This window comes from Curtobacterium sp. MCLR17_044, assembly GCF_003234435.1.
Lineage (GTDB): Bacteria > Actinomycetota > Actinomycetes > Actinomycetales > Microbacteriaceae > Curtobacterium > Curtobacterium flaccumfaciens.
Genome location: NZ_QKTC01000013.1, coordinates 15,470 through 37,961, shown reverse-complemented (window position 1 = coordinate 37,961; position 22,492 = coordinate 15,470). Strand labels below are relative to the sequence as shown.

The 22,492-nt window shown below is 70.8% G+C and carries 19 protein-coding genes and 1 other RNA gene; 13 read left to right on the top strand and 7 right to left on the bottom strand.

The features are described 5' to 3' along the window. Positions 1-167: 167 nt before the first annotated feature. The 3 genes from glgB to DEJ04_RS10765 form a co-directional block, all read right to left on the bottom strand. Complete coding sequence (glgB, locus tag DEJ04_RS10775; RefSeq protein ID WP_111047066.1) at positions 168-2,729, bottom strand: 1,4-alpha-glucan branching protein GlgB; 2,562 nt, start codon at positions 2,727-2,729, stop codon at positions 168-170. Next, positions 2,726-4,726: an alpha-1,4-glucan--maltose-1-phosphate maltosyltransferase gene (locus tag DEJ04_RS10770; RefSeq protein WP_181437791.1), complete on the bottom strand. Its 2,001-nt coding sequence runs from the start codon at positions 4,724-4,726 to the stop codon at positions 2,726-2,728. The genes glgB and DEJ04_RS10770 overlap by 4 nt, the downstream gene beginning before the upstream one ends. A 174-nt stretch (positions 4,727-4,900) precedes the next feature. After that, on the bottom strand, positions 4,901-7,000 hold the full coding sequence (locus DEJ04_RS10765; RefSeq protein ID WP_111047065.1) for a glycogen-debranching protein: 2,100 nt from the start codon (positions 6,998-7,000) through the stop codon (positions 4,901-4,903). Positions 7,001-7,059: 59 nt separating this feature from the next. On the opposite strand from DEJ04_RS10765, the gene DEJ04_RS10760 reads away from it, so the two are divergent. From DEJ04_RS10760 to DEJ04_RS10745, 4 genes are all read left to right on the top strand, one after another. Next, entirely contained in the window at positions 7,060-8,241 is a 1,182-nt protein-coding gene (locus DEJ04_RS10760; protein ID WP_111047064.1) for a cysteine desulfurase family protein, read from the top strand. Positions 8,242-8,344: 103 nt separating this feature from the next. Further along, positions 8,345-9,148 (top strand): hypothetical protein, encoded by an 804-nt coding sequence (locus DEJ04_RS10755; RefSeq protein WP_146248695.1) that lies wholly within the window; start codon positions 8,345-8,347, stop codon positions 9,146-9,148. Positions 9,149-9,255: 107 nt separating this feature from the next. Next, positions 9,256-9,717 (top strand): hypothetical protein, encoded by a 462-nt coding sequence (locus tag DEJ04_RS10750; protein WP_258371355.1) that lies wholly within the window; start codon positions 9,256-9,258, stop codon positions 9,715-9,717. A 174-nt stretch (positions 9,718-9,891) separates the two neighbouring features. After that, positions 9,892-10,272 carry a hypothetical protein gene (locus tag DEJ04_RS10745; RefSeq protein WP_146248694.1) on the top strand — a complete coding sequence of 127 codons (381 nt, stop codon included), beginning with the start codon at positions 9,892-9,894 and terminating at the stop codon, positions 10,270-10,272. Here DEJ04_RS10745 and DEJ04_RS10740 read toward each other — a convergent pair. After that, the gene (locus DEJ04_RS10740; RefSeq protein WP_111047061.1) at positions 10,265-10,900 is read right to left on the bottom strand and encodes a hypothetical protein; all 636 of its coding nucleotides are present in this window, start codon (positions 10,898-10,900) and stop codon (positions 10,265-10,267) included. The genes DEJ04_RS10745 and DEJ04_RS10740 overlap by 8 nt on opposite strands. Positions 10,901-11,051: 151 nt before the next feature. Between DEJ04_RS10740 and DEJ04_RS10735 the strand changes: the two genes are divergently transcribed. Next, positions 11,052-11,546, top strand: coding sequence for a GNAT family N-acetyltransferase (locus DEJ04_RS10735; protein WP_220035563.1), 495 nt, complete (start codon positions 11,052-11,054; stop codon positions 11,544-11,546). A 143-nt stretch (positions 11,547-11,689) separates the two neighbouring features. Here the strand turns inward: DEJ04_RS10735 and DEJ04_RS10730 are convergent, their stop codons facing one another. Further along, positions 11,690-12,712 carry a LacI family DNA-binding transcriptional regulator gene (locus DEJ04_RS10730; protein WP_111047059.1) on the bottom strand — a complete coding sequence of 341 codons (1,023 nt, stop codon included), beginning with the start codon at positions 12,710-12,712 and terminating at the stop codon, positions 11,690-11,692. Between the two features lie 68 nt (positions 12,713-12,780). Between DEJ04_RS10730 and DEJ04_RS10725 the strand changes: the two genes are divergently transcribed. The 8 genes from DEJ04_RS10725 (at position 12,781) to DEJ04_RS10690 (ending at position 19,693) form a co-directional block, all read left to right on the top strand. Further along, entirely contained in the window at positions 12,781-13,668 is an 888-nt protein-coding gene (locus tag DEJ04_RS10725; protein ID WP_071406362.1) for a sugar phosphate isomerase/epimerase, read from the top strand. A gap of 2 nt (positions 13,669-13,670) precedes the next feature. Next, positions 13,671-14,666, top strand: a complete 996-nt coding sequence (locus DEJ04_RS10720; protein ID WP_111047058.1) for a Gfo/Idh/MocA family oxidoreductase — start codon at positions 13,671-13,673, stop codon at positions 14,664-14,666. A gap of 45 nt (positions 14,667-14,711) precedes the next feature. Beyond that, the gene (prfB, locus tag DEJ04_RS10715) at positions 14,712-15,821 is read left to right on the top strand and encodes a peptide chain release factor 2 (RefSeq protein WP_071244840.1); all 1,110 of its coding nucleotides are present in this window, start codon (positions 14,712-14,714) and stop codon (positions 15,819-15,821) included. A 61-nt stretch (positions 15,822-15,882) separates the two neighbouring features. Beyond that, entirely contained in the window at positions 15,883-16,638 is a 756-nt protein-coding gene (gene ftsE, locus DEJ04_RS10710; protein ID WP_017888215.1) for a cell division ATP-binding protein FtsE, read from the top strand. Further along, on the top strand, positions 16,635-17,549 hold the full coding sequence (gene ftsX, locus DEJ04_RS10705) for a permease-like cell division protein FtsX (protein WP_027465852.1): 915 nt from the start codon (positions 16,635-16,637) through the stop codon (positions 17,547-17,549). Before ftsE ends, ftsX begins: the two co-directional genes overlap by 4 nt. Before the next feature lie 130 nt (positions 17,550-17,679). Beyond that, the gene (smpB, locus tag DEJ04_RS10700; protein ID WP_027465851.1) at positions 17,680-18,156 is read left to right on the top strand and encodes an SsrA-binding protein SmpB; all 477 of its coding nucleotides are present in this window, start codon (positions 17,680-17,682) and stop codon (positions 18,154-18,156) included. Positions 18,157-18,251: 95 nt separating this feature from the next. After that, positions 18,252-18,628, top strand: a transfer-messenger RNA (tmRNA) gene (gene ssrA / locus DEJ04_RS10695). A gap of 162 nt (positions 18,629-18,790) precedes the next feature. Continuing rightward, positions 18,791-19,693 carry a hypothetical protein gene (locus tag DEJ04_RS10690; RefSeq protein WP_111047057.1) on the top strand — a complete coding sequence of 301 codons (903 nt, stop codon included), beginning with the start codon at positions 18,791-18,793 and terminating at the stop codon, positions 19,691-19,693. A gap of 16 nt (positions 19,694-19,709) precedes the next feature. Here DEJ04_RS10690 and DEJ04_RS10685 read toward each other — a convergent pair whose 3' ends face one another. Together DEJ04_RS10685 and DEJ04_RS10680 are read right to left on the bottom strand one after the other, a co-directional pair. Then, on the bottom strand, positions 19,710-21,026 hold the full coding sequence (locus DEJ04_RS10685; protein ID WP_111047056.1) for an LLM class flavin-dependent oxidoreductase: 1,317 nt from the start codon (positions 21,024-21,026) through the stop codon (positions 19,710-19,712). Then, a complete protein-coding gene (locus tag DEJ04_RS10680; protein WP_111047055.1) occupies positions 21,027-22,412 on the bottom strand; it encodes an O-acetylhomoserine aminocarboxypropyltransferase/cysteine synthase family protein in 1,386 nt (461 codons plus the stop codon). Between the last annotated feature and the right edge of the window lie 80 nt (positions 22,413-22,492).

Below are 22,492 nucleotides of genomic sequence, written 5' to 3'. Positions count from 1 at the left end.
AGACGCCGCCGAATCCGGCGGCGTCTCGGCGTCTCGGGGGCGTCTCGAGGACACGACGGCGTCCCGAGCACAACCGCTCGCCCGGGACGAGACAGACGGGAGGCCCGGTGCCAGCTGGCACCGGGCCTCCCGTCTGTCCGTCGGTCGCGTCGCGGACGCTGGCCGGGCTACTGGGCCAGCTTCAGCCAGACGGCACCGAGCGGCGGCACCATGAGGTGCGCCGAGGCGGGGCGGCCCGCCCACGGGGTGTCCTCTGCGGTGACGACGCCGAGGTTGCCGACTCCGGAGCCGCCGTACTCGGCAGCATCGGTGTTGAGCACCTCGTGCCACTCGCCGGCGGTCGGCAGCCCGAAGCGACGCTCCACCGGCACGCCGGAGAAGTTCACGAACACCGCGACCCGGTCGTCGCCGTCCTTCCGCAGGAACCCGAGGGTCGAGTGCGGTGCGTCGCCGCCCTCGAGCCACTCGAAGCCGTCGGCCGTCGAGTCGTGCGTCCAGAGCGCAGGGGAGTCCTTGTACACGCGGTTGAGCTCCGCGACGAGGTCCTGCACACCGCGGTGGCCTGGCTGGTCGAGGAGCCACCAGTCGAGGCCCTTCGCCTCGGACCACTCGGCGGGCTGCGCGAACTCCTGGCCCATGAAGAGCAGCTGCTTGCCGGGGTGCGCCCACATGAACGCCAGGTACGCACGCACGTTGGCGAGCTTCTGCCACTCGTCGCCGGGCATCTTGCCGTACAGGGAGCCCTTGCCGTGCACGACCTCGTCGTGGCTGATCGGCAGGGTGAACTGCTCGCTGAACGCGTAGACGAACGAGAACGTGATCTCGTCGTGGTGGTAGCTGCGGTACGCGGGGTCGCGCTGCACGTACTCGAGCGAGTCGTGCATCCAGCCCATGTTCCACTTCTGCCCGAAGCCGAGTCCGCCGGCACTCGTCGGCTGGGTCACGCCCGGCCACGAGGTGCTCTCCTCGGCGATCATGACGATGCCGGGGTAGCGCTTGTACGCCGTCGCGTTCGTCTCCTGCAGGAACGAGATCGCGTCGAGGTTCTCGCGGCCGCCGTGGATGTTCGGCAGCCAGTCGGTTCGGGAGTAGTCGAGGTACAGCATCGAGGCCACCGCGTCGACCCGGAGGCCGTCGATGTGGAACTCCTCGAACCAGTACAGCGCGTTCGCGACCAGGAAGTTGCGCACCTGCGGCTGCCCGAAGTCGAACACGTAGGTGCCCCAGTCGAGCTGCTCACCGCGGCGGGGGTCCGGGTGCTCGAACAGCGCGTAGCCGTCGAAGCGGCCGAGGGCCCACTCGTCCTTCGGGAAGTGCCCGGGGACCCAGTCCATGATCACGCCGATGCCGGCGGAGTGCAGGCGGTCGATCAGGTAGCGCAGGTCGTCCGGCGAACCGAAGCGTGCGGTCGGCGCGTAGTACCCGGTGACCTGGTAGCCCCACGAGCCGCCGAACGGGTGCTCGGCGAGCGGCAGGAACTCCACGTGGGTGAAGCCGGTGTACTCCATGTGCCCGATGAGCTGGTCGGCGACCTCGCGGTACGACAGGCCGGGGCGCCACGAGCCGAGGTGCACCTCGTAGACGCTCATCGGGGCGTCGTGCGTGGTGGTCTGTGCGCGGCGCTCCATCCATGCGGCGTCGCCCTCGGACCACGTGTACGTGGACTCGGTGACGACGGAGGCCGTGGCGGGCGCGATCTCGGCCTCGCGGGCGAAGGGGTCGGCCCGCTCCACCCACCCGGAGTCGGTGAGGATCTGGAACTTGTAGCGCTGCCCGACGACGGCGCCGGGCCAGAACAGCTCCCAGACGCCGAGGTCGCTCAGACGGCGCATCGCGGTGGTGCGGCCTTCCCAGCCCTCGAAGTCGCCGATCACGCGGACGGCGGTGGCCCGGGGCGCCCAGACGGCGAACGCGACACCGTCGACACCGTCGACCGTGCGGGCGTGTGCGCCGAGGTGGTGCCAGAGCTGCTCGTCACGGCCCTCGCCGAACAGGTGCAGGTCGAGCTCGCCGAGCGTCGGGGCGAACCGGTACGCGTCGTCGGTGGTCCAGGTGGCGTCGTCCTCGTCCGTGGACTCGTCGTAGTCGTACTCCGACTCGACGCGGTAGCGACCGAGGGTCTCGGCAGTGGCGCCGGCCCACAGCCCGTCGCCCTCGTGCGTGAGTTCGATGTCGTCGCCGTCGGGGCGCACGAGGCGCACCGCGCGGGCCAGGTGCCGGACGACGCGGACGCTGGTGCCGCCGTCGACCGGGTGCGGGCCGAGCACGTCGTGCGGCTGGGACCAGCGGCCCTCGGCCACCTGCAGACGCAGCCAGTCCTCGATCGGAGCCGGACGCGGATCCGCGGCCGTACCGGTGGCGGCAGCGGCGGCCGGAGCCGAGGCAGCAGCCGACGCCGGAGCAGCGGCGCTGGGGGCGACCGGCGCGTCGACGGAGGCCGGACGGACCACGGGTGCAGCGCCGCCGGTCGGGGCCGTCGGGGAGTCGGAAGTCGAGGCGGCTGCGACGGGCGGCTGCCGCGGGTGCGTCGGGTCGGCGGGGTGCCCGGCGAGCGTGGCGGACTCCGCCACGCCGCGGTCGGGCGCCTCGCGCTGCGCCGGCGGAGCGCCGGGCAGGTCCTCGTCGGGCGCTGACACCTTCGGCTCGTACCGCGGCACGGCCGGCGGCGGAGGCGGCACCGGCGGGACGGCCGGTCCGCGCTTCGTGGGGTCGGTCGGTTCGGGGGTCATCGGTGGGGTCCTTCCACGACGAGCAGGTGCACGGGCTCCTGGAACGCGTCCAGGCGGACGTAGTTCGACGCGCCCCAGGTCCAGCGCTGACCGGTCACGACGTCACGGACGTCGAACAGGCCCTCGGTCGGCAGACCGAGTGCGGCGAGGTCCAGGTGCACGGTGGTCTCGCGGGCGGAGTGCGGGTCGACGTTGGCGACCACGATCACGGTGTCGGGGCGCCCTGACCGGATGTACTCGCCCGACAGGTGCTTCGAGTAGACGACGATCGCCGGGTCGTCGGCGGCGTGCACGTGCAGGTTCCGCAGCTGTCGCAGCGCGGGGTGCGCCGCACGGAGGCGGTTGAGCATCGTCACGTACGGCGCCAGGGACGCACCTTCGGCCTCGGCCAGGGCGAAGTCGCGCGGCTTGTACTCGTACTTCTCGTTGTCGATGTTCTCTTCCGAGCCCGGTCGGGCGACGTCCTCGAACAGCTCGTACCCGGCGTACATGCCCCACGTCGGCGCACCGGTGGCGGCGAGTGCCGCGCGCACCTTGTAGCCGGCACGGCCGCCGAACTGCAGGTACTCGGTGAGGATGTCGGGCGTGTTCACGAAGAGGTTCGGGCGCAGGTAGTCGCTCGTCTCGTGCGAGAGCTCCGTGAAGTAGTCCTCGATCTCGTCCTTCGTGTTGCGCCAGGTGAAGTACGAGTACGACTGCTGGAACCCGGCCTCGGCGAGCGCGCGCATCATCGCCGGGCGGGTGAACGCCTCGGCGAGGAACACGGTGTCGGGGTGCTCGTCGCGGATCTCACGGATGACCCGTTCCCAGAACCAGAGCGGCTTGGTGTGCGGGTTGTCGACGCGGAAGATCCGGATGCCGAAGGCGATCCAGTGGCGCAGGACCCGCTCGACCTCGGTGACCAGGCCCTCGGGGTCGGTGTCGAACTGGATCGGGTAGATGTCCTGGTAGCGCTTCGGCGGGTTCTCGGCGGTCGCGATGGAGCCGTCGGCGCGCTGCGTGAACCACTCCGGGTGCTGCGTGACCCAGGGGTGGTCGGGGGAGCACTGCAGCGCGAAGTCGAGCGCGACCTCCATGCCGGTGTTCTTCGCCGTCTCGACGAAGTCGCGGAAGTCGTCCTCGGTTCCGAGGTCGGGGTGGATCGCGTCGTGCCCGCCCTCGGGGGAGCCGATCGCCCAGGGGCTGCCGGGGTCGTTCGGCCCGGGCGTGAGCGTGTTGTTCGGCCCCTTGCGGGCGGTGGTGCCGATGGGGTGGATCGGCGGCAGGTAGATGACGTCGAAGCCCATCCGGGCAACGGCGGGCAGCCGGCGGGCCGCGGTGCGGAAGTCGCCGCTCTTCCAGGAGCCGTCGGGGTTCTTCTTCGCGCCTTCCGAGCGGGGGAAGAACTCGTACCAGGCGCCGACGCCGGCGCGGGTGCGTTCGACGTCGAGCAGCTGGGTGGCGGAGCGGGTCCGGAGCGAGGTGAGCGGGGCTTCCTCGACCTCGGCGACGATCCGCGGGTCGTCGACGGCGGCCAGGCGCTCGGCGGGGTCGAGGTCGGTGTCGCGGACGCGTGCGGCGGCACGGGTGGCGGCGGGGGAGTCGGTCTCCTCGGCCAGCCGGTCGAGCAGCACGGCACCGTCGAGCAGGGTCGCCTCGGTGTCGACGCCGGCCGCGATCTTCAGGCGTGCGCCGTGCAGCCAGCTCGCCCAGTCGTCGGAGTACGACTCGACGTGCCACGTCCAGACGCCGACGTGGTCGACCTGCACGGTGGCTTCGTAGCGGTCGGTGCCGGGGGCACCGAGGGTCATGGGGACGGTGCGGGTTCCACCGTCTGGGCGTTCGAGGACGAGGTCGGCGCCGATGATGCCGTGTCCTTCTCGGAAGACGGTTGCACCGAACGTGATCACCTCGCCGTCGAATGCCTTGCCGGGGAAGCCGTTCGGCGTCCTCGGGGCGAGCTCGGTGATCGGGATGCGCCCGATCTTCGGGCGGCGGGGTCGGTCTGCGGTGGCCACGGAAGCGACGCTACCCGGCGAGCGGCTCCGCGTTCCCCGGAATCGGCCCGCTGTGGAGGGCCGGGCGCGCCGTGGAGCCTGTTGAGGACCGGACGGGAGGCCCGTGGCGGGGCCGCCACGGGCCTCCCGTCCGCCACCCGGTCGCGACGCCGGGCCGCACCCGCCTGCTCGGCGCTACGCCACCTCGAACAGGTGGATGCCGGGGCCGTAGGCGGTGAAGACCTGCCCGGCGGGACGCAGGCGCTCGTGGTCGCGGTGCTTCTCGCTCGACCAGGCCAGGCGGTACCCGAGGACGTCCTCGCGCACCGGCAGGGTCAGGTCGCGGGTGCGGCCGCTGCCGTGCACGACCACCAGGACGCGGTCGAAGGGCTCGTGCTCCGGCGTCGACTCGACGAAGTACTGCAGGGCGCGGTGCACCGGCTGGTCCCAGCCCTCGATCGTCATCGGGTGCCCGTCCGGCCCGTACCAGGACATCCGCGAGGCCCCGGGGGTCTCCTGCCCCTCGACGCCGAAGCGGGTGGGGCGGAGCGACGGGTGCGCCTGCCGGAACCGGGCCAGCGCGGCGACGGCCTCGGTCATCGTCTCGGCGTCCTCGTCGTCGGACCAGTCCACCGGGGTCAGGTCGTCGGACACCACGTAGGCGTTGTTGTTGCCGTGCTGCGTGCGGCTCCGCTCGTCGCCGGCGGTGAGCATCGGCACCCCGGCGGAGAGCATCAGGGTCGCCACCAGGTTGCGCATCGACCGGCCGCGCGCGGCGCGGACCCCGCGGTCGGCGGTGTCACCCTCGATGCCGTGGTTGAACGAGCGGTTGTCGTTCGAGCCGTCGCGGTTGTCCTCGCCGTTCGCCTCGTTGTGCTTGCCGTCGTACGACACCAGGTCGAGCAGGGTGAACCCGTCGTGCGCCGTGACGAAGTTGACGCTCGCCAGCGGGCCGCGATCGGCGCCGAAGACGTGACGCGACCCGGTCAGGGCTCCGGCGAGCGCACCGATCCCGGTCTGCGGCAGGCCGGTGCGGCGCTCCTCGGCGATGTCGGTGAGCCAGAACTGGCGGACCGTGTTGCGGAACCCGTCGTTCCACTCGCTCGTGCGGTGCCCGGCCGCGCCGAACTCCCCGGTCTTCCAGCCGTCCGGGCCGACGTCCCACGGCTCGGCGATCACCAGGGTGTCCTGCAGGTCGGGGTGGTTCCGGATGCGCTCGAGCAGCGGGTGCGACGGGTCGAACCGGTGCTCGCCGTCGCGGGCCAGGGCGGCCATCAGGTCGAAGCGGAACCCGTCGACCTGCACCTCGCGCGCCCAGTACACCAGGCTGTCGAGGATGAGGTCCGCCGTCGCCTCGACCGAGGTGTCGAGCGTGTTCCCGCACCCGGTGGTGTCGTAGTAGGTGTCCCGGCGGGGCGGGTCGGTCTGCGCCCAGCGGTAGCGGTTCGCGCCGTCGATGCCGCGCAGGCTCGTCGTCGGACCGCCCAGGCCCTCTTCCGCGGTGTGGTTGTAGACGACGTCGAGGACGACCTGGATGCCGGCCTCGTGCAGCAGCCGGACCATGCCCTTGAACTCGCGCAGGACGGCGTCGGCGCCCTCCTGCTGCGCCGGTGCCGAGGCGTGCGCGGCGTGCGGGGCGAAGAACCCGAGCGTGTTGTAGCCCCAGGCGTTCTGTCGGCCGGCGTCGCGGAGCCACCGCTCGGTGTCGAACGCCTGCACGGGCAGCAGCTCGAGCGTCGTGACGCCGATGCGGTGCAGGTGCGCGATCGTGCTCTCGTGGGCGACTCCGGCGTACGTGCCGCGCAGGTGCTCCGGCAGGTGCGGGTTCGCGGCCGTCAGGGTGCGGACGTTCGCCTCGTAGACGACGGCACGGTCGAGCGGGACCTGCGGCTTCACGACGCCGCCCCAGTCGAACGCGTCGTCGACGACCACGCTGGTCCATCGGGGGCCGGCCGCCTCGTCGTCGCCGGTCGGCAGGATGCCCCGCGCGTACGGGTCGAGCAGCGGACGCGTCGGGTCGAACTCGTGCCGCGGCCCGACCGGCCCGTCGACGAGCAGGTGGTAGCGGTCGCCGGGCACGATCCCGGGGACCTCGCCGGTCCACACGTCCGTGTCCAGCACCCGCTCGAGCGCGTACCGTGTCGGCCGCACGTCGGAGGGGTCGGCTCCGTCGGCGCTCCCCGCGCTCGCCACGACCAGGACGACGTCCGTCGCCGTCGCGGACCGCAGGGTGAACCGGGGGACGGTCCCGCCCAGGGAGAACCCCGGCGTCAGGTCGATCGCTGTCTCGTGCACGCGACAAGGGTACGAGGACCGGCGCGTATCCTGGACACTGCTCGATCCAGGGGGTGCATTTGTCGGTCTACCTCGACCACGCCGCGACGACGCCGATCCTGCCGGAGGCGCTCGCCGCCTTCACCGATGCCCTGGGCACCGTCGGCAACCCGTCGTCCATCCACAGCGCCGGTCAGCGCGCCAAGATGCTGCTCGAGGACGGCCGCGCCGCCGTCGCCCGCTCGCTCGACGCCGACCCCGTGGAGGTCGTGTTCACCTCCGGCGGCACCGAGAGCATCAACCTCGCCGTGAAGGGCCTGTTCTGGGCTCGCCAGCGCGACCGCCAGCGGCCCCGCATCGTCGTCCCGGGCGGCGAGCACCACGCCACCGTCGACACCCTGACCTGGCTGGAGACGCACGAGGGCGCCGTCATCGACGTGGTCCCGTTGGACGCGCAGGGTCGCGTCGACCTCGCCGGACTGGAGGCGCGGCTCGCCGACGCCTCGGACGTCGCCCTGGTCACGTTCCTGTGGGCGAACAACGAGGTGGGCACCATCCAGCCCGTGTCACGGATCGTGGAGCTCGCGCACGCCGCCGGCGTGCCCGTGCACAGCGACGCGGTCGCCGCCTACGGGCAGGTGCCGGTGTCGTTCGCCGGGTCCGGCCTCGACGCCCTCAGCGTCTCCGCGCACAAGATCGGCGGGCCCGTCGGCATCGGTGCACTCGTGCTCGGGCGGAAGGCCACCGTCGAACCCCTCATCCACGGCGGTGGGCAGCAGCGGCAGGTGCGGAGCGGCACCCAGGACGCCCCGGCGGCTGCGGCCTTCGGTATCGCGGCCAGCGCGGTCGTCGCCGAGCCGATGCCGCACCCGTCGCTCGTCGCCCTGCGTGACCGCCTGGTCGCCGGGGTCCGTGCGGCCGTGCCGTCAGCGGCGCTGATGGGGGACCCGGTCGACCGGCTGCCGGGCAACGCCCACTTCACGTTCCCCGGGTGCGAGGGCGATTCGCTCCTGTTCCTGCTCGACGCCGCCGGGGTCGCGGTGTCGACCGGGTCGGCGTGCCAGGCCGGCGTGCCCGAGGCGTCGCACGTGCTGCTCGCGATGGGACTGTCGGAGCAGGACGCCCGTGGTGCGCTCCGGATCACGCTCGGCCACACGACGACCGATGCCGACGTCGACGCGTTCCTGACGGCGCTGCCCGATGCGGTCGCTCGGGCCGGTGCAGCTGGGATGGCGTCGCGGGAGCCGCTGCTCGGGCGGTAGTGGTTGACTCCGGCGCAGTCGTTGCGGGTTGCGCCTGGGCGGGACACCGGCGATCTCGGCTGCGACGCTGACGCCGGTCCCCTTCCAGGGCATACTGCTGCTCGTGGTGCCGAGGCCGGACGACGTACACGACGCAGGGGACGTCCGCCGTCCAGCGCGCGTCCGACCGCCGCGGGACGACAACTGGTACCGCTCGACCGAGTGGGACGACGAGATCGCTGCGGCGTTCGAAGCGAAGCTCGCACGAGCGAGATCGTCCAGGCTCGAGTACATCCGCATCCAGGGGGTGACCCTCGCCCTGCAGGGCGACGCGGACGAGGGCGTCCGCGAGGTCGGTCGGGGGCTGCTCGTCCGGTTCATGGAGGAGATCGAGGCCGTCGGCGGGTCGCAGGCGCGCGTGAACGACGGCGGGGAGGTGCTCGCGATGTCGCTGGCGTTGTCGGGACGTCTGCGTGACGCCGCTGACGAGTACTGGAGCGTCCTCCGGCGCATCGCCGAGTGCGGCTCCGACTCGTTCACCACCGGCATGTCGGAGGTCCTCCTGGCCGAGGTGCTCCTGCAGCTCGGCGATCCCTCGTCGCTCGCCGAGGCGGACGCACTGCTCGCCGGCGCCGAGGACTCGATCCGGAGGACGGCGTTCTTCCGCGACCGCGTCGTCCGGTACCTGACAGCGCGGGCCCGCGTCGCGAGCCGGCTGGGCGACCCGGAGGCGGCATCCGGGCACGCCCACGCCGCACTGACCGTGCTCGGGATCGAGGGCAACCCGTTCCCTCGGCACCCGGGTGTCGGGGTGCCGACCGTTGATGCGGACCTGCGTGTGGAGCTGACGCGATTGGCAGAAGGGCTTCGGCCCGTGGCGGTTCGGCGACGGTCGTTCCGGTTTCCGTTCCGCAAGGGACGACCGTGACGGCGTGCATCCCGGAACCTCGAACGCCGCACACCCGGGGGACGGCCACCACGATCGACGTCGAGGGTGGCCCCGGTTGGCGAATCCGGTCCGCCGATCTCCGTCCGGTGATCACCGACCTCGCTGCGTTCCGCGCAGGATCGGCCGACGACCCACTCCGTGAGGAGATCGAGTTGCTGTGGACCGGCAAGGCGGGCGATGCGCTTCGTCGTCTCGAACGGGTCGCCTCGACGCAGCGTGTCCGAGCACTGCGGGCCGACTGCCACCGTGACCTCGGCGACACCCGCACCGCTGTGCGCGAGTACGACCTCCTCGTCGCCGAGTGCATCGGGACGACTCGCGAGGCCGTGATGCGGCAACACCGGGGCAAGGCGCTCCTCGCAGCCGGGAGCGTCGACCGTGCCGTCGAGGACTTCACACTCGCCGTCGCGCTCAGACGGGCCAGTGATCCGGTGCTCCTCGCGTCGGCTGACCAGGCACTGGCGGTTGCGCGGTCTCGGGCACGTGACGGCACTGCGGAAGCAGTCACCGGGAGCGGCGAGGTGGACGGACGTCCGCCAGTAGCCTGAGCCCGTGACCACTCCGAGCCCACAGGGCAGCGCCGATCTGCGCCGGGAGCGCTGACCGTGGTCACGAGTGGCGGCGAGCACCACCCGCGGAACGGCACTCGGCGGGACAGCCGCTGGGCCGTCCCGATCCGTCGGGTCTTCCCCTGGTGGTACCTCAGCGGTGCGGTTGCGACGGTGGCGATCCTGATCCTGGTCGATCCCGACGGCAGCCAGGCCACGGTGGCCTTCTGGGGGCCGACGATCGGGATCGCGATCCAGGACCGCGAGCGAGCTGCGCGTGCTCGACTGGACCGCGGCCTCCCGGTCGACCGACGGTCGCTCCTGTCGCCTCCGTGGCTCGAACCGACCTGCGCGGTGTTGCTCACCGGCGTGGCTGTCGGACTCGGCATGCTCATCAACGCGCTCTTCGGGCACGGCACGTCCGTCACGACGTGGGTCGGGGCGGGGGTGTTCCTCGGGAGCGCCGCGTCCTTGGTCGGTCTCCTGCTGGTCATGAGGAGCCGACGCCGCCGACGGTCGAGCGGTGCGGGCGGCCAGCCGGACGACGTCAGCTGACGGGGCGCTCCGAGAGGAACCGCCCGGCTCGTCGGTACTGCACGGCCAGTTGCACGACCCCGAGCACCACCGCGAACGACGCGACGAGCTCGATCAGCTTGATGGGCAGACTGTCCGTGCTCACCGCCGTCGAGGCGGCGAACAGCATCACGGCGCCGAAGATCGGCAGGATCCCGAGCGTGGCTCGACGGTTCTGCACGGCCACCGCGACGACGATGTCCGCGTGCTCGTCGTCGATCGGCTCCTTGCCGGCGATCTGACGCCGCACCGACCGCTGCTCCGCGCGGGAGAGCGGGCTGCTCACCGATCGCCAGCGAGTGACGTAGTGACCGGAGCGGAAGGCCCACACGAAACCGACGATGCCGACGACCAGCCCGAGCAGCAACAGCAGGAGCTGGACGAGCAGCTGCACGCCATCGCCGCCACTCGCGTGGCTGCTCCCGGTGGCCGGCACCAGCACCAGTGCCAGGACCACCCCGACCGCCCACGACACCAGGACGAGTGCCCCCGCCCACACGAACACGCGGGTCCGGCGGCGGCGGAGCCCGTCGTCACTCTGGCCGTCGGCGAGCCGGGCGGCGGCTGCCCAACGCTCGGCTCCGGCTGGGTCGGTTGCGGGGCTGGTCATCGTTCGGGTCCTGACGTCGAGAGTCTCTCGACTCTACGGGTCACGGTCGGTGGGGGTCGCGCACGCGACCCCGGAAGCGACTGGCGTCGGATCCGCAGGAGGGGATCGCCACCGACCCGCTTCGTTGTGATACTTGGACATGCTCGAGTTGGTGAGACCGCAGACGGCGTTGTACGAGGCGTGGGCCGAAGCGTATGCCGAGTGGGGGCCGGGTGTGCACGAGGACGGATTCGGGATCACCGCGCACGACGACGTCGGCGACGAGGACGGGTTCCGCACCTGGGTCGGCCGACTGCACGCCAGACCCGGGGCCCTCTGGTGGATCGTCGAGGACGGCCGCGTCCTGGGCGGGATCGCACTCCGGGCGCCGGGAGACGCGGCCGGCGTGCAGCGGTTCGGCCACGTCGGGTACGGGATCCGCCCGTCGGCGAGGGGCCGAGGCGTGGCGACCTGGGCGCTGGGCCAGGTGCTCGCGCACGCGTCGCGCGTCGGGATCGACCCGGTGATCGCCGTCTGCCATGACGACAACGACGGCTCCATCGGGGTGCTGGAGCACTACGACGCCGTCCTGCTGTCGACCGAGCGCCGCGGTGGCGTGCGGCTGCGACGGTACGCGATCGCCAGGTCGCACCGGAGGCCCGGATGACGGGGCCGAGGCGGGGGTGCGAGGCGTTCGGAGGAAGACCGCGACCAGCGAGGCGGACCTGCGCCGGGCCTCCCGGTCGGCCTTCCGGGTGCGCGCCGGACAGGCGGGCGCGCTGGGACCCCGGACCGTCGGCGACGTCGTCGTCAGCGGTCGCCGTCCGTCGGTCTCGGACCGCTCGTGGTGCGCCGCACCACGAGTGACACCGGTACTCGGTGCACGCGCGGCTCCGGGTCTCGCCCCTGCACGCGTTCACCGAGCCACCGTGCCGCCTGGGCCCCGATCGCGAACGTCCCGTTGTCGACAGTGGTGAGCGAGATGTGCCGGATGCTGCCGAGGTAGGTGTCGTCGTACCCGACGAGGGACACGTCGTCCGGGACGACGAGGCCGAGGTCGTCGGCCGCGGACAACGCGCCGATGGCGACGAGGTCGTTGTAGGCCACGAGCGCGGTCGGACGGTCGGCCGTGCCCAGGACTCGTCGGGCCGCCGCGTACCCGCTCTCCTCGCTCATGCCGGCCGGCACCACGACGGCGTCGGCACCGTGGCGGGTCATGGTCGCGCGGAAACCCTGCTCGCGGAGCTCTCCGACGCGCCCCGGGCCGACGAGGTGACCGATCCGGGTGTGTCCGAGCGCGAGGAGGTGCTCTGTCGCGATCGACGCGCCGGCATGGTCGTCGTTCACGACCACGTCGGCGTGCAGGTCGTCAGGCTCGTACGTCCCGGCGAGGACCACCGGGACCTCCTGGACCGCCCGACGGAGCGCGGCGTCGTCCTCTGTGGTGCCGACCACGACGATGCCGTCCACCTGTTGTCGCAGGAGCATGTCCACGGGCGAACCGCCCACGCGCCGTGTGGTCGCCGAGTCGACCAGGATGGGTGCCAGTCCGACGGTGTCGAGCGTCGCGGTGAGTCCGGCGAGCAGGTCGACGAACCAGGGGTTCCGCAAGTCGTTCAGGAGCACTCCGACCGTGCCCGTCCGCTGCTCGCCGAGGCTCCTCGCTGCGCGGTTCGGTCGGTAGCCGAGTTCGACGACTGCTCGTTCGACGGCCGCCCGACGGGCGTCGCTGACTCCTGGGTCGCCGCGGAGCGCGAGTGAGACCAGCGACTTCGAGACCCCGGCGCGCTCGGCGACGTCCCGGATGGTCGGAGCGTGGTGCGGTCTCGACATGAGAGCAGGCTAGTCCTATTCTGGACCGGTCCAGTTTGTTCCAGTGCTGTCCAACGAAGCGAGCGCAGATGCCCCCGAAGATCTCCATGAACGTCACGACGACGTTCCACGGCAACGTCGTCCAGGACGTCCGCCTCGCGAAGGAAGCCGGCTACGGCGGCATCGAGCTGCAGAGCCCGAAGCTCTACCGGTACCTCGATGCCGGCTACGACGTCCAGACACTGCCGCCACTGCTCGAGGGCCTCGAAGTGACGGGGCTCGGTGCCGTGCTCGACATCGAGCGTCAAGGTGCCGGTCGCGACGACTTCGTCGCGGAGGTCGAGCGGATGTGCGGTGTGGCGACCGCCGTCGGTGCGCCCATCGTGCAGCTCTGCACCGGGCCGGTCGATTCCGCCGTCGTCCGTGACCACCGCGCTGGCCGGCTGGCCGACGACGACACCCGGTACCGGGCGACGCTCGGACTCGACGAGGACGCAGCGGTCCGCATCACCGGTGCGAACGTCCGTCTGGCGGCGGACATCGCCGCGGACCACGGGCTCGAGGTCTACCTGGAGCCCCTCGCCTGGGCGCACCTCAACCGATGCCGGCACGCGCTGGACATCATCGAGGAGGCCGGGCGCGACAACGTGGGGATCGCACTCGACACCTGGCACTTCTGGACGACCGGGGACACGCTGGCCGAGGTCCGAGCGCTGCCCGCGTCCATCATCAAGGCCGTCCACCTGTCGGACGGGTTCGACCTGGACCGCGACCGGACGGTTCCCGACCAAGCCGTCCACCGGAACGTCGTCATCGGTGGCGGTGCGATCCCGCTGCAGCAGTGGGTCGACGCGATCAAGGCCACCGGGTACGACGGATGGTGGGTCACCGAGATGTTCTCCGACCGGGCGAACGAACAGGATCCCGCCGTCGTCGCACGCACCATGCACGACCTGACCGCGATCCTGGTGGGCTGATCATGACGCAACGCTTCGCACTCGTCGGTGCCGGCTTCATCGGCGCCGTGCACGCCGCGTCCCTCGCAGCGCACCCCGACGTCGAGTTCGTGGGGATCCACGACGTCGACCGTGACCGCGCTGCATCGCTGGCGGCACGGCACGGCACGCGGGCGCTCACCCGGGACGAGGCGTTCGACGCGGCGCAGGTCGACGCGGTCTTCGTCGCTTCCTCCACCGACACCCACGCGCAGCACCTGCACGCTGCCGCCGACGCCGGGATCGCCGTGCTCTGCGAGAAACCCATCGCTGCCGGGTACGCCGACGCGGTCGCGGTGGTGGAGCACGTGCGTGCCAGCGGCGTGCCGGCGATGCTCGACTTCAACCGGCGGTGGGACCGTGACCACGCCGAGTTGCAACGCATCGTCGCCGCGGGGGAGATCGGTGCGGTCGAACTCCTCCAGCTCAGCTCCCGTGGCCCGTCCCTGCCGCCGCTCGACTACCTGCGGGTCTCCGGCGGCCAGCTCCGCGACCAGACCGTGCACTTCTTCGACCTCGTGCGGTGGATCACCGGCGAGGATCCGGTGACGGTCGCGGTGGCGGGTTCGGCGCTCGTCGACCCGGCCATCCGCGAGTTCGGCGACGTGGACACATCGGTCACGACCCTCACGATGCCCTCCGGCGCGCTCGTGCAGATCGACAGCGTGCGGCGCACCGGCTACGGCTACGACGAGCGCATCGAGGTCATGGGATCGTCCGGACTCGTCGAGTCGCGGCGGAACCACCGCGGGAACGTCGCTCGTTACACCGATGGGCAGATCGTCGCGGACGGACTCCACGACGGCTGGTTCGAGCGTGTGCAGCCCACCTACGCCGCGACGCTCGCCGCCTTCGTCGCGTCGCTCGAGTCCGGATCCGAGCCGCCGGTCTCCCTGGAGGACGGGCTCAGGGCCCAGGCCATCGCCGAGGCGGCCACTCGTGCCCTGTCGTCGGGACGGACGGAGCACATCGACTACTGACCCCCGGTCGGCCGAGTCGGACTCGCGCCGGTAGGATCGATGACCATGGTCGAACTGGACTTCACCGAGCAGCTCTCCGCCCTTCGCGAGACCTTCGGCAACATCCGCTCAGTGGTCGACGTCGACCGCCTGCAGCGTGAGATCGCCGACCTCAGCGAGCAGGCCGGGGCCCAGGACCTCTGGGACGACGTCGACCACGCGCAGCAGGTGACGAGCGCGCTCTCGCACCGCCAGTCGGAGCTGAAGAAGATCACCGACACCGAGCAGCGCATCGACGACCTCGAGGTGCTGGTCGAGATGGCGAACGAGGGCGACGACCAGGAGTCCGCCGACGAAGCGCTCGCCGAGCTCAAGGCGATCCAGAAGATGATCGGTGACTTCGAGGTGCAGACGCTCCTCGACGGCGAGTACGACGACCGTCCGGCGGTCATCACGATCCGCGCCGGCGCGGGCGGTGTCGACGCGGCGGACTTCGCCGAGATGCTCCTCCGCATGTACCTCCGGTACGCCGAGCAGCACAACTTCAAGACCACCGTGATGGACACCTCGTACGCCGAAGAAGCGGGCATCAAGTCCGCGACGTTCGAGATCGACGCCCCGCACGCGTTCGGCACGCTGTCGGTCGAGGCCGGCACCCACCGCCTCGTCCGGATGTCGCCGTTCGGTGCCGCCGGCAAGCGCCAGACGTCCTTCGCCGCGGTCGAGGTCATCCCGCTCATGCCGGAGACCGCCGTCATCGACATCCCCGAGAACGACATCCGCGTCGACGTGTTCCGCTCGTCGGGCCCCGGCGGCCAGTCCGTCAACACGACCGACTCCGCGGTGCGCCTGACGCACATCCCGACCGGCACCGTCGTCTCGATGCAGAACGAGAAGTCGCAGATCCAGAACCGTGCGGCCGCCATGCGCGTGCTGCAGTCGCGCCTGCTCCTCCTGAAGAAGGAAGAGGAGAACGCGAAGAAGAAGGAACTCGCCGGCAACATCACGGCGAGCTGGGGCGACCAGATCCGCTCCTACGTCCTGGCGCCGTACCAGATGGTCAAGGACCTCCGGACGGAGCACGAGGTGAACAACCCCTCAGCCGTGTTCGACGGCGATCTGGACGGCTTCATCAACGCGGGCATCCGCTGGCGCAAGCAATCCGCTGCCGAGTAGGGGTTCCTGAGCCGCGCGCCTCGCTTGCTTTCCAAGCGGGGCGACCTACCCTGATCCGGTCATGATCAAATTCGACCAGGTCACCAAGGTCTACTCGGGCAACCCGAGTCCGGCGCTCGACAACCTCACCCTCGAGATCCTCAAGGGCGAGTTCGTGTTCCTCGTGGGCGCGTCCGGTTCCGGCAAGTCCAGCTTCCTGCGCCTCGTGCTCAAGGAGGAGAAGCCCACGAGCGGGCAGATCCACGTGCTCGGGCAGCGCCTCGGGTCCCTGGCATCGCGGAAGGTCCCGTACTTCCGCCGCAACCTCGGGGTGGTCTTCCAAGATTTCCGTCTGCTGCCGAACAAGAACGTGTTCGACAACGTGGCGTTCTCGCTGCAGGTCATCGGCAAGAGCAAGGGCTTCATCAGCGAGGCCGTGACCGACGTGCTGAAGCTCGTCGGGCTCGCCGGCAAGGCCACTCGCATGCCGCACGAACTCTCCGGTGGTGAGCAGCAGCGTGTGGCCATCGCCCGCGCCGTCGTGAACAAGCCGGCGATCCTGCTGGCCGACGAGCCCACCGGGAACCTGGACCCCACGACGTCCGCCGGCATCATGGCGCTCCTCGAACGCATCAACCAGGGAGGCACCACCGTGCTGATGGCGACGCACGACGCCAGCATCGTGAACCAGATGCAGCGGCGGGTCATCGAGCTCTCGAACGGCACCGTCCTGCGCGACGAACAGTCCGGCGGCTACCAGACCCAGGCCGTCCCGATCCAGCGAGGCACCGTGTCCAACACCACCGGCATCCAGACGATCCCGGGGCTCATCCGATGAGGCTCGGGCTCGTCATGTCCGAGGTCGGCTCGGGCCTGCGGCGCAATGCGTCGATGGTCGTCTCCGTCGTCCTCGTGACCTTCATCTCCCTGACCTTCGTCGGCACGGCGATCCTGCTCCAGATGCAGATCAACCAGATGAAGGGGTACTGGTACGACCGGGCGCAGGTCGCCGTCTACCTGTGCACCGACACCGACACCACGGGCAACTGCACCGGCGCGAAGGCCACCGCCGACCAGCGCGAGCAGGTCCAGGCGCAGCTCGACTCGTCGACGCTCAAGCCGTACATCGAGAAGACCTACTACGAGAACCAGGACCAGGCCTTCACCCGGTTCAAGGAGCAGTTCAAGGACTCGGCCGCGACGGAGTTCGTCAAGCCGGAGTACCTGAACGAGACCTTCTGGGTGAACCTGAAGAACCCGTCGCAGGCAGACGTCCTGGTCGAGAGCCTGTCGAAGGTCGCCGGCGTGCAGAGCGTCGTCGATCAACGCGGGTACCTGCAGCCGATCTTCAACCTGCTCAACGCGTCGTCGTACACGGCGATCGGCATCGCGGCGCTCATGCTCGTGGCGGCGGTGTTGCTCATCGCGACGACGATCCGCCTGTCGGCGTTCAGTCGACGGCGAGAGCTCGGCATCATGCGGCTCGTCGGTGCATCGAACCGGTTCATCCAGACACCGTTCGTGCTCGAGGGGGTGATCGCCGCCGCCATCGGAGCCGTCCTCGCCGGTGGCGCCATCACCGCCGTGGTCTGGTTCTTCGTCCGGAACTTCCTGGCGGAGCGCTTCACCGGCACGGCGTTCATCGGCATGGGGGACGCGGCCATCGTGGTCCCCGCGGTGATCGTGATCGGGGTGCTCCTCGCCGCGGCGTCGGCGTCGATCGCCATCCGCCGGTACCTGAAGGTCTGACGCACACAGCATCCGCGAGCGGGCGGCGCGCCGGGAAGGTGTGCCGCCCGCTTCGTGTTGAGTAGTCTGTAGGGCTGCGCGGAACCACCCGCGCAGCGCACTGCACCGGTCACCATCGAGAGGAGTCGTCATGGCGAAGGAACGCGGGGAGAAGATCGTCGCGACGAACCGTCGCGCCCGGCACGACTACCTCATCGAGGACACGTACGAAGCGGGCATGGTCCTGTCCGGCACCGAGGTGAAGTCCCTGCGGATGGGGCGCGCGTCCCTGGTCGACGGGTACGCCTACATCGACGGTGGCGAAGCGTGGATCGACGCCGTGCACATCCCGGAGTACACCGAGGGCACGTGGAACAACCACTCGCCGCGGCGGAAGCGCAAGCTGCTCCTGCACAAGCAGCAGATCGTGAAGATCTCGCACAAGACGGCGCAGGGCGGCTACACCCTCGTGCCGCTGCAGATCTACTTCCACGACGGTCGGGCCAAGATCGAGATCGCCGTCGCGAAGGGCAAGCGCGAGTTCGACAAGCGCCAGGCGCTGCGCGAGAAGACCGACAAGCGTGAGGCCGAGCGGGCCATGCGCACCCGGAACCGCGTCGGAGAGTAGCGCCGACGCACCTCCTCGGCTAGACTGAGGGACTGCTCCGACAGGGGCATTGGCAACTCAACAGCGTGACAGCGGCTCGCACGTCCGGCCCGCATGGGGATGATCGGTTTCGACATTGCCTGTGTGCCGACGGGAAGCGGGCCGAGGACCCACGGTTATCTCGTAAACGATCCGTGGAAAACAACAAGTGCCAATTCCAAGCGCACTGACTTCGCTCTCGCTGCGTAAGCAGCCCAGCACATGAAGTCCGTCGGCCAGGTGACCGTCTTCTAACCTGATCCCGACGTCATCCAGAGGACTTGCTGCACGGTTGCGCCTCAGGGCCGTGCGGGACTTGCACTGAGACTGGGCCCGTCGTCCTAGAAGCCGGTAGCAAAGGACGGGGCCGAGCAGAACGAACTATCCGGATACGCCCGTAGAAGACGTCGAATTGCAGCGATGGACGGGGGTTCGATTCCCCCCATCTCCACCATTCGCCGAACGACGAACCGCTGTCACGCTGCGCCACCTGAACGCCCCGGCACCGTCCCCTGGACAGTGCCGGGGCGTTCGCTGTTCCGCCACGTCCGAGGACTACGCTCCGGAGCAGGCGCGCAGAACACGCTCGCGTCGAACCCGAACGAGAGGTCAGCACGTGGTGCAGGAGATCGCGATCCGTGTCCGTCTGCGGGAGCAGGAACGAGTGGTGCTCAGTGAGTACGAGCGGATCGTGGGCTCCGTCGCCACGGTCGCCGCCCTCGCCGCATGGCTGCCGAACCCCGACACCCGCCTGGTCGTTCGCGGCCGCGGCGCCGAACCGGTGCGGCTCGAGACCGTCACGTACGGCTCGGTGGTCGAGATGCTCGTCGTGCTCGACCAGCGCTCCGCCGCGGTCGAGCGTGCCGCCGCCGCCATCGCCGCGCTCATCGAGTCGGTCCGCCACGAGCACGTCGCCGACGACGTCTCCGGGGTCGCCGGGGAACTCGATCGGCTCGATCGCGCTGCCCCGCGCGGACGCTCCGCCGTGGAACGCGCGCTGCGCACGTTCCTCGAGGGGGCACGGTCCGACGTCCTCGAGCGCAAGACGACCACCCGGGTCCGGACCGCGCAGGCGCTGCTCCGGCTCGCCGAGGCGGACGCGGTCCTGACGGTCGAGCGGGTCGCCGACGCCCTGGCACCGGTGCTCGAGGAGCACGCGGTCGACGTCGAGCTGGACACCGGCTCGGCCGTGGTCGTCGAGCCGATCGACGGGGTGGAGTCGCCGGAGACCGAGGCTGCGTCCGACGACGCCGACGCCTCGCAGGCGGAGCCGGAGGCCGTGTCGGCCGTCCTGCCGCTGCCGACGGGTGCGAGCAAGGCGAAGTCGAAGAAGGACGACGGCAAGAAGAAGTCCAAGAAGGACGACGACGGCAAGAAGAAGTCGAAGAAGGACGACGACGCGAAGAAGAAGTCCAAGAAGGACGACGACGCGAAGAAGAAGTCGAAGAAGGACGACAACGGCAAGAAGAAGTCGAAGAAGGACGACGACGCGAAGAAGAAGTCCAAGAAGAAGAAGTAGCTCGCAGCAGCCCCCGCTAGAAGTCGAACAGGTTCGCCCGGATCCCTCCGGCGCCGTACTCCCGTCGCAGGAGCCCTCGGCGCCGGAGCACGGGCACCAGGTCGCCGAACATCCGGTGGATCTGCGCCGGGTGCAGGTCGCCCGAGAAGATGATCCCGTCGTTGTCGGCGTCGCTGCCGAGCTCCTCGATGAAGTCCGCGAACTCGTCCGCTGTCCCGACGAACCCGGACCGCGATCCTGACCCCGGCGCGATCCGCCCCTGCCGCGCCTTGCGGGTGAGCAGCTCCCGCAGCGGTGCGTCCGGGGTGTCCCCGAGCAGCCCGCGGATCGTGCCGGCCGAGACGTGCTCCCCAAAGGTCCCGTCGGGCACCGGGGCATCCAGGTCGAGTGCGAGCAGGTCGGTCTCGGAGTCGCTCGACCACGCGATCGCCGCCGCACGCAGCGCGTCGTCGGTGGGGTGCTCGGACGCCGCGACGATGCGGTCGGCCTCCTCCGGTGAGGACACGATCACGGGCTTGAGCACGAACAGGATCCGCAGGTCCGCGGTGGACCGCCCTGCGGCCTCGGCTGCCGCGATCACCCGGGCGCGGTAGTCCGTCACCGCGGCGGCGGACAGCGGCGCGAGCGCGAGCTGCACGTCCGAGTGGGTCCCGGCGAACGCGAGCCCTCGGCCCGAGCCACCGGGGGAGACGACCACGGGGTCCGACGCCAGCGGCAGCGCGTTGAGCGGACCGTCGGCGGTGAAGTGGGCGCCCTCGTGGTGGAACGCGTCGAGCGCGTCGCCGTCCGCGAAGTGCCACGAGTCCGGTGCGCCGACGTACGCGTCGCCCCACGAGTGCCAGAGCCGGCGGAGCAGCGTGATCCACTCTTCGGCGCGGTCGTACGCCTGGTCGTGCGGCAGCAGCGGCAGGCCGGCGTGGCGTGCGCTGCCGACGTCGGTGACGATGTTGATGCCCAGCCGGTCCGAGGACAGGTGCGCCAGGGTCGCGAACTGCCGTGCCGCCAGGTACGGCGGGGTGATCCCCGCGTTGACGGTCGGCGCGATGCCGATGTGCGAGGTGGCGGCGAACAGGTACGGCGCGAGCAGCAGCGGGTCGTGCTTCGGGCCGCCGTACGCCTGCCGGATGCGCAGGTCGAGGGTCGCGGGGGAGCCGAGCGAGACGGCGTCCTCGGCGATCACCAGGTCCATGCCGGCCTGCTCGAGCGTCCGGACGGACTCCTGGTACAGGTCCGGCTTCGTCCAGTCGTGGCCCCAGTCCCAGTCGGACCGGCCCCAGGCCTGCGGGCCGAAGCCGCGCGAGAAGAAGTACCCGAAGTGCTGCAGCTCGGCCATTCAGCGCTCCTGCCGGTCGAGGGCCGGCCCACCGACTGCCGTGCGCTGCGCGTCGGACGCTCCACGTGCCTCCAGGCCGGCGGCGGCGTCTGCGGACCGCACCGCGACGAGCCCGCGTTCCAGGTCGCGGAGCAGGTCCGCGACGTCCTCGATGCCGACCGACAGCCGGATCAGGCCGTCGTCGATGCCCTGCTCGGCTCGCTCTTCCGGCGTGCGGCCGGCATGCGTGGTGGTGGCCGGGTGCAGGATCAGCGAGCGGACGTCGCCCAGGTGGGTCATCCGGCTGAACAGCTGCACGGCGTCGATGAACGCCCGCGCGGCGGCTTCGCCACCGGCGAGCGTGAAGGCGAAGACGGACCCGGCCCCGCGGGGCAGGTAGCGCTGGGCGAGGTCGTGGAACGGACTGGAGGCCAGGCCCGCGTGGTCGACGCTCGTCACCTCCGGCTGCTGGTCCAGCCAGGACGCGACGGCCAGCGCGTTCGCGCAGTGGCGTTCCACCCGCAGTGACAGCGTCTCGATGCCCTGGCGGAGCAGGAACGCGTTGAACGGCGACGGCGCCGGGCCGATGCGTGCGGCGACGACGTCGCGGGCGAACACGGCGAAGGCCCGGTTGCCGTACCGGTCGACGTAGCTCTCGCCGCCGAGGGACCGTTCGGGGCTGGTCAGGTGGGTCCAGCGCTCGGGGGCGGCGGACCAGTCGAAGCGGCCGCCGTCGACGACCACGCCGCCGAGTCCGGCGCCGTGCCCGGAGAGGAACTTCGACGCCGAGTGCACGACGATGTCCGCACCGTGCTCGACCGGGCGCACCACGTACGGCGTGGCGAGGGTGTTGTCGACGATCAGCGGGACGCCGGCGCGGTGTGCGGTCTCGGCGACACCGGTGATGTCGAGGACGTCGTTCTTCGGGTTCGGGATCGTCTCGGCGAAGAACGCCTTCGTGTTCGGTCGGACCGCGGCGGCCCAGGCGTCGAGGTCGCGGGCATCGGTGACGAAGTCGACCTCGATGCCGAGCCGGCCGAGGTTCTGCAGCAGCAGCCCGCGCGTGCCCTCGTAGATGCTCCGGGCGCTGACGACGTGGTCGCCGGCCTGCAGCAGGCCGAGGAACGCCACGGTCGCCGCAGCCTGACCGCTGCCGACCAGGATCGCCTGGACACCGCGTTCGAGCAGCGCCACGCGACGCTCGACGTCGGCGTTCGTGGGGTTGCCGAGGCGCGTGTAGGTGTAGCCGTCATCGGTGTCGGCGAAGCGGTCGCGGGCCTGGTCGAAGTCGTCGAACAGGAACCCGGAGGACATGTGGATCGCGGGGACCCGGGCGCCGTGCCCGGTGTCGGGCACGAAGCCGCCGTGTACCTGCTCGGTCGCGAAGCCGTGGTCGTCGGTCGCCATGGGACACCTCCGGGGGTCGTCTGGCGGTAGCCTCGCAGCCCCTCGGTGCGGAGAGGCGATTGCGGCCCCCGGTTACGCGC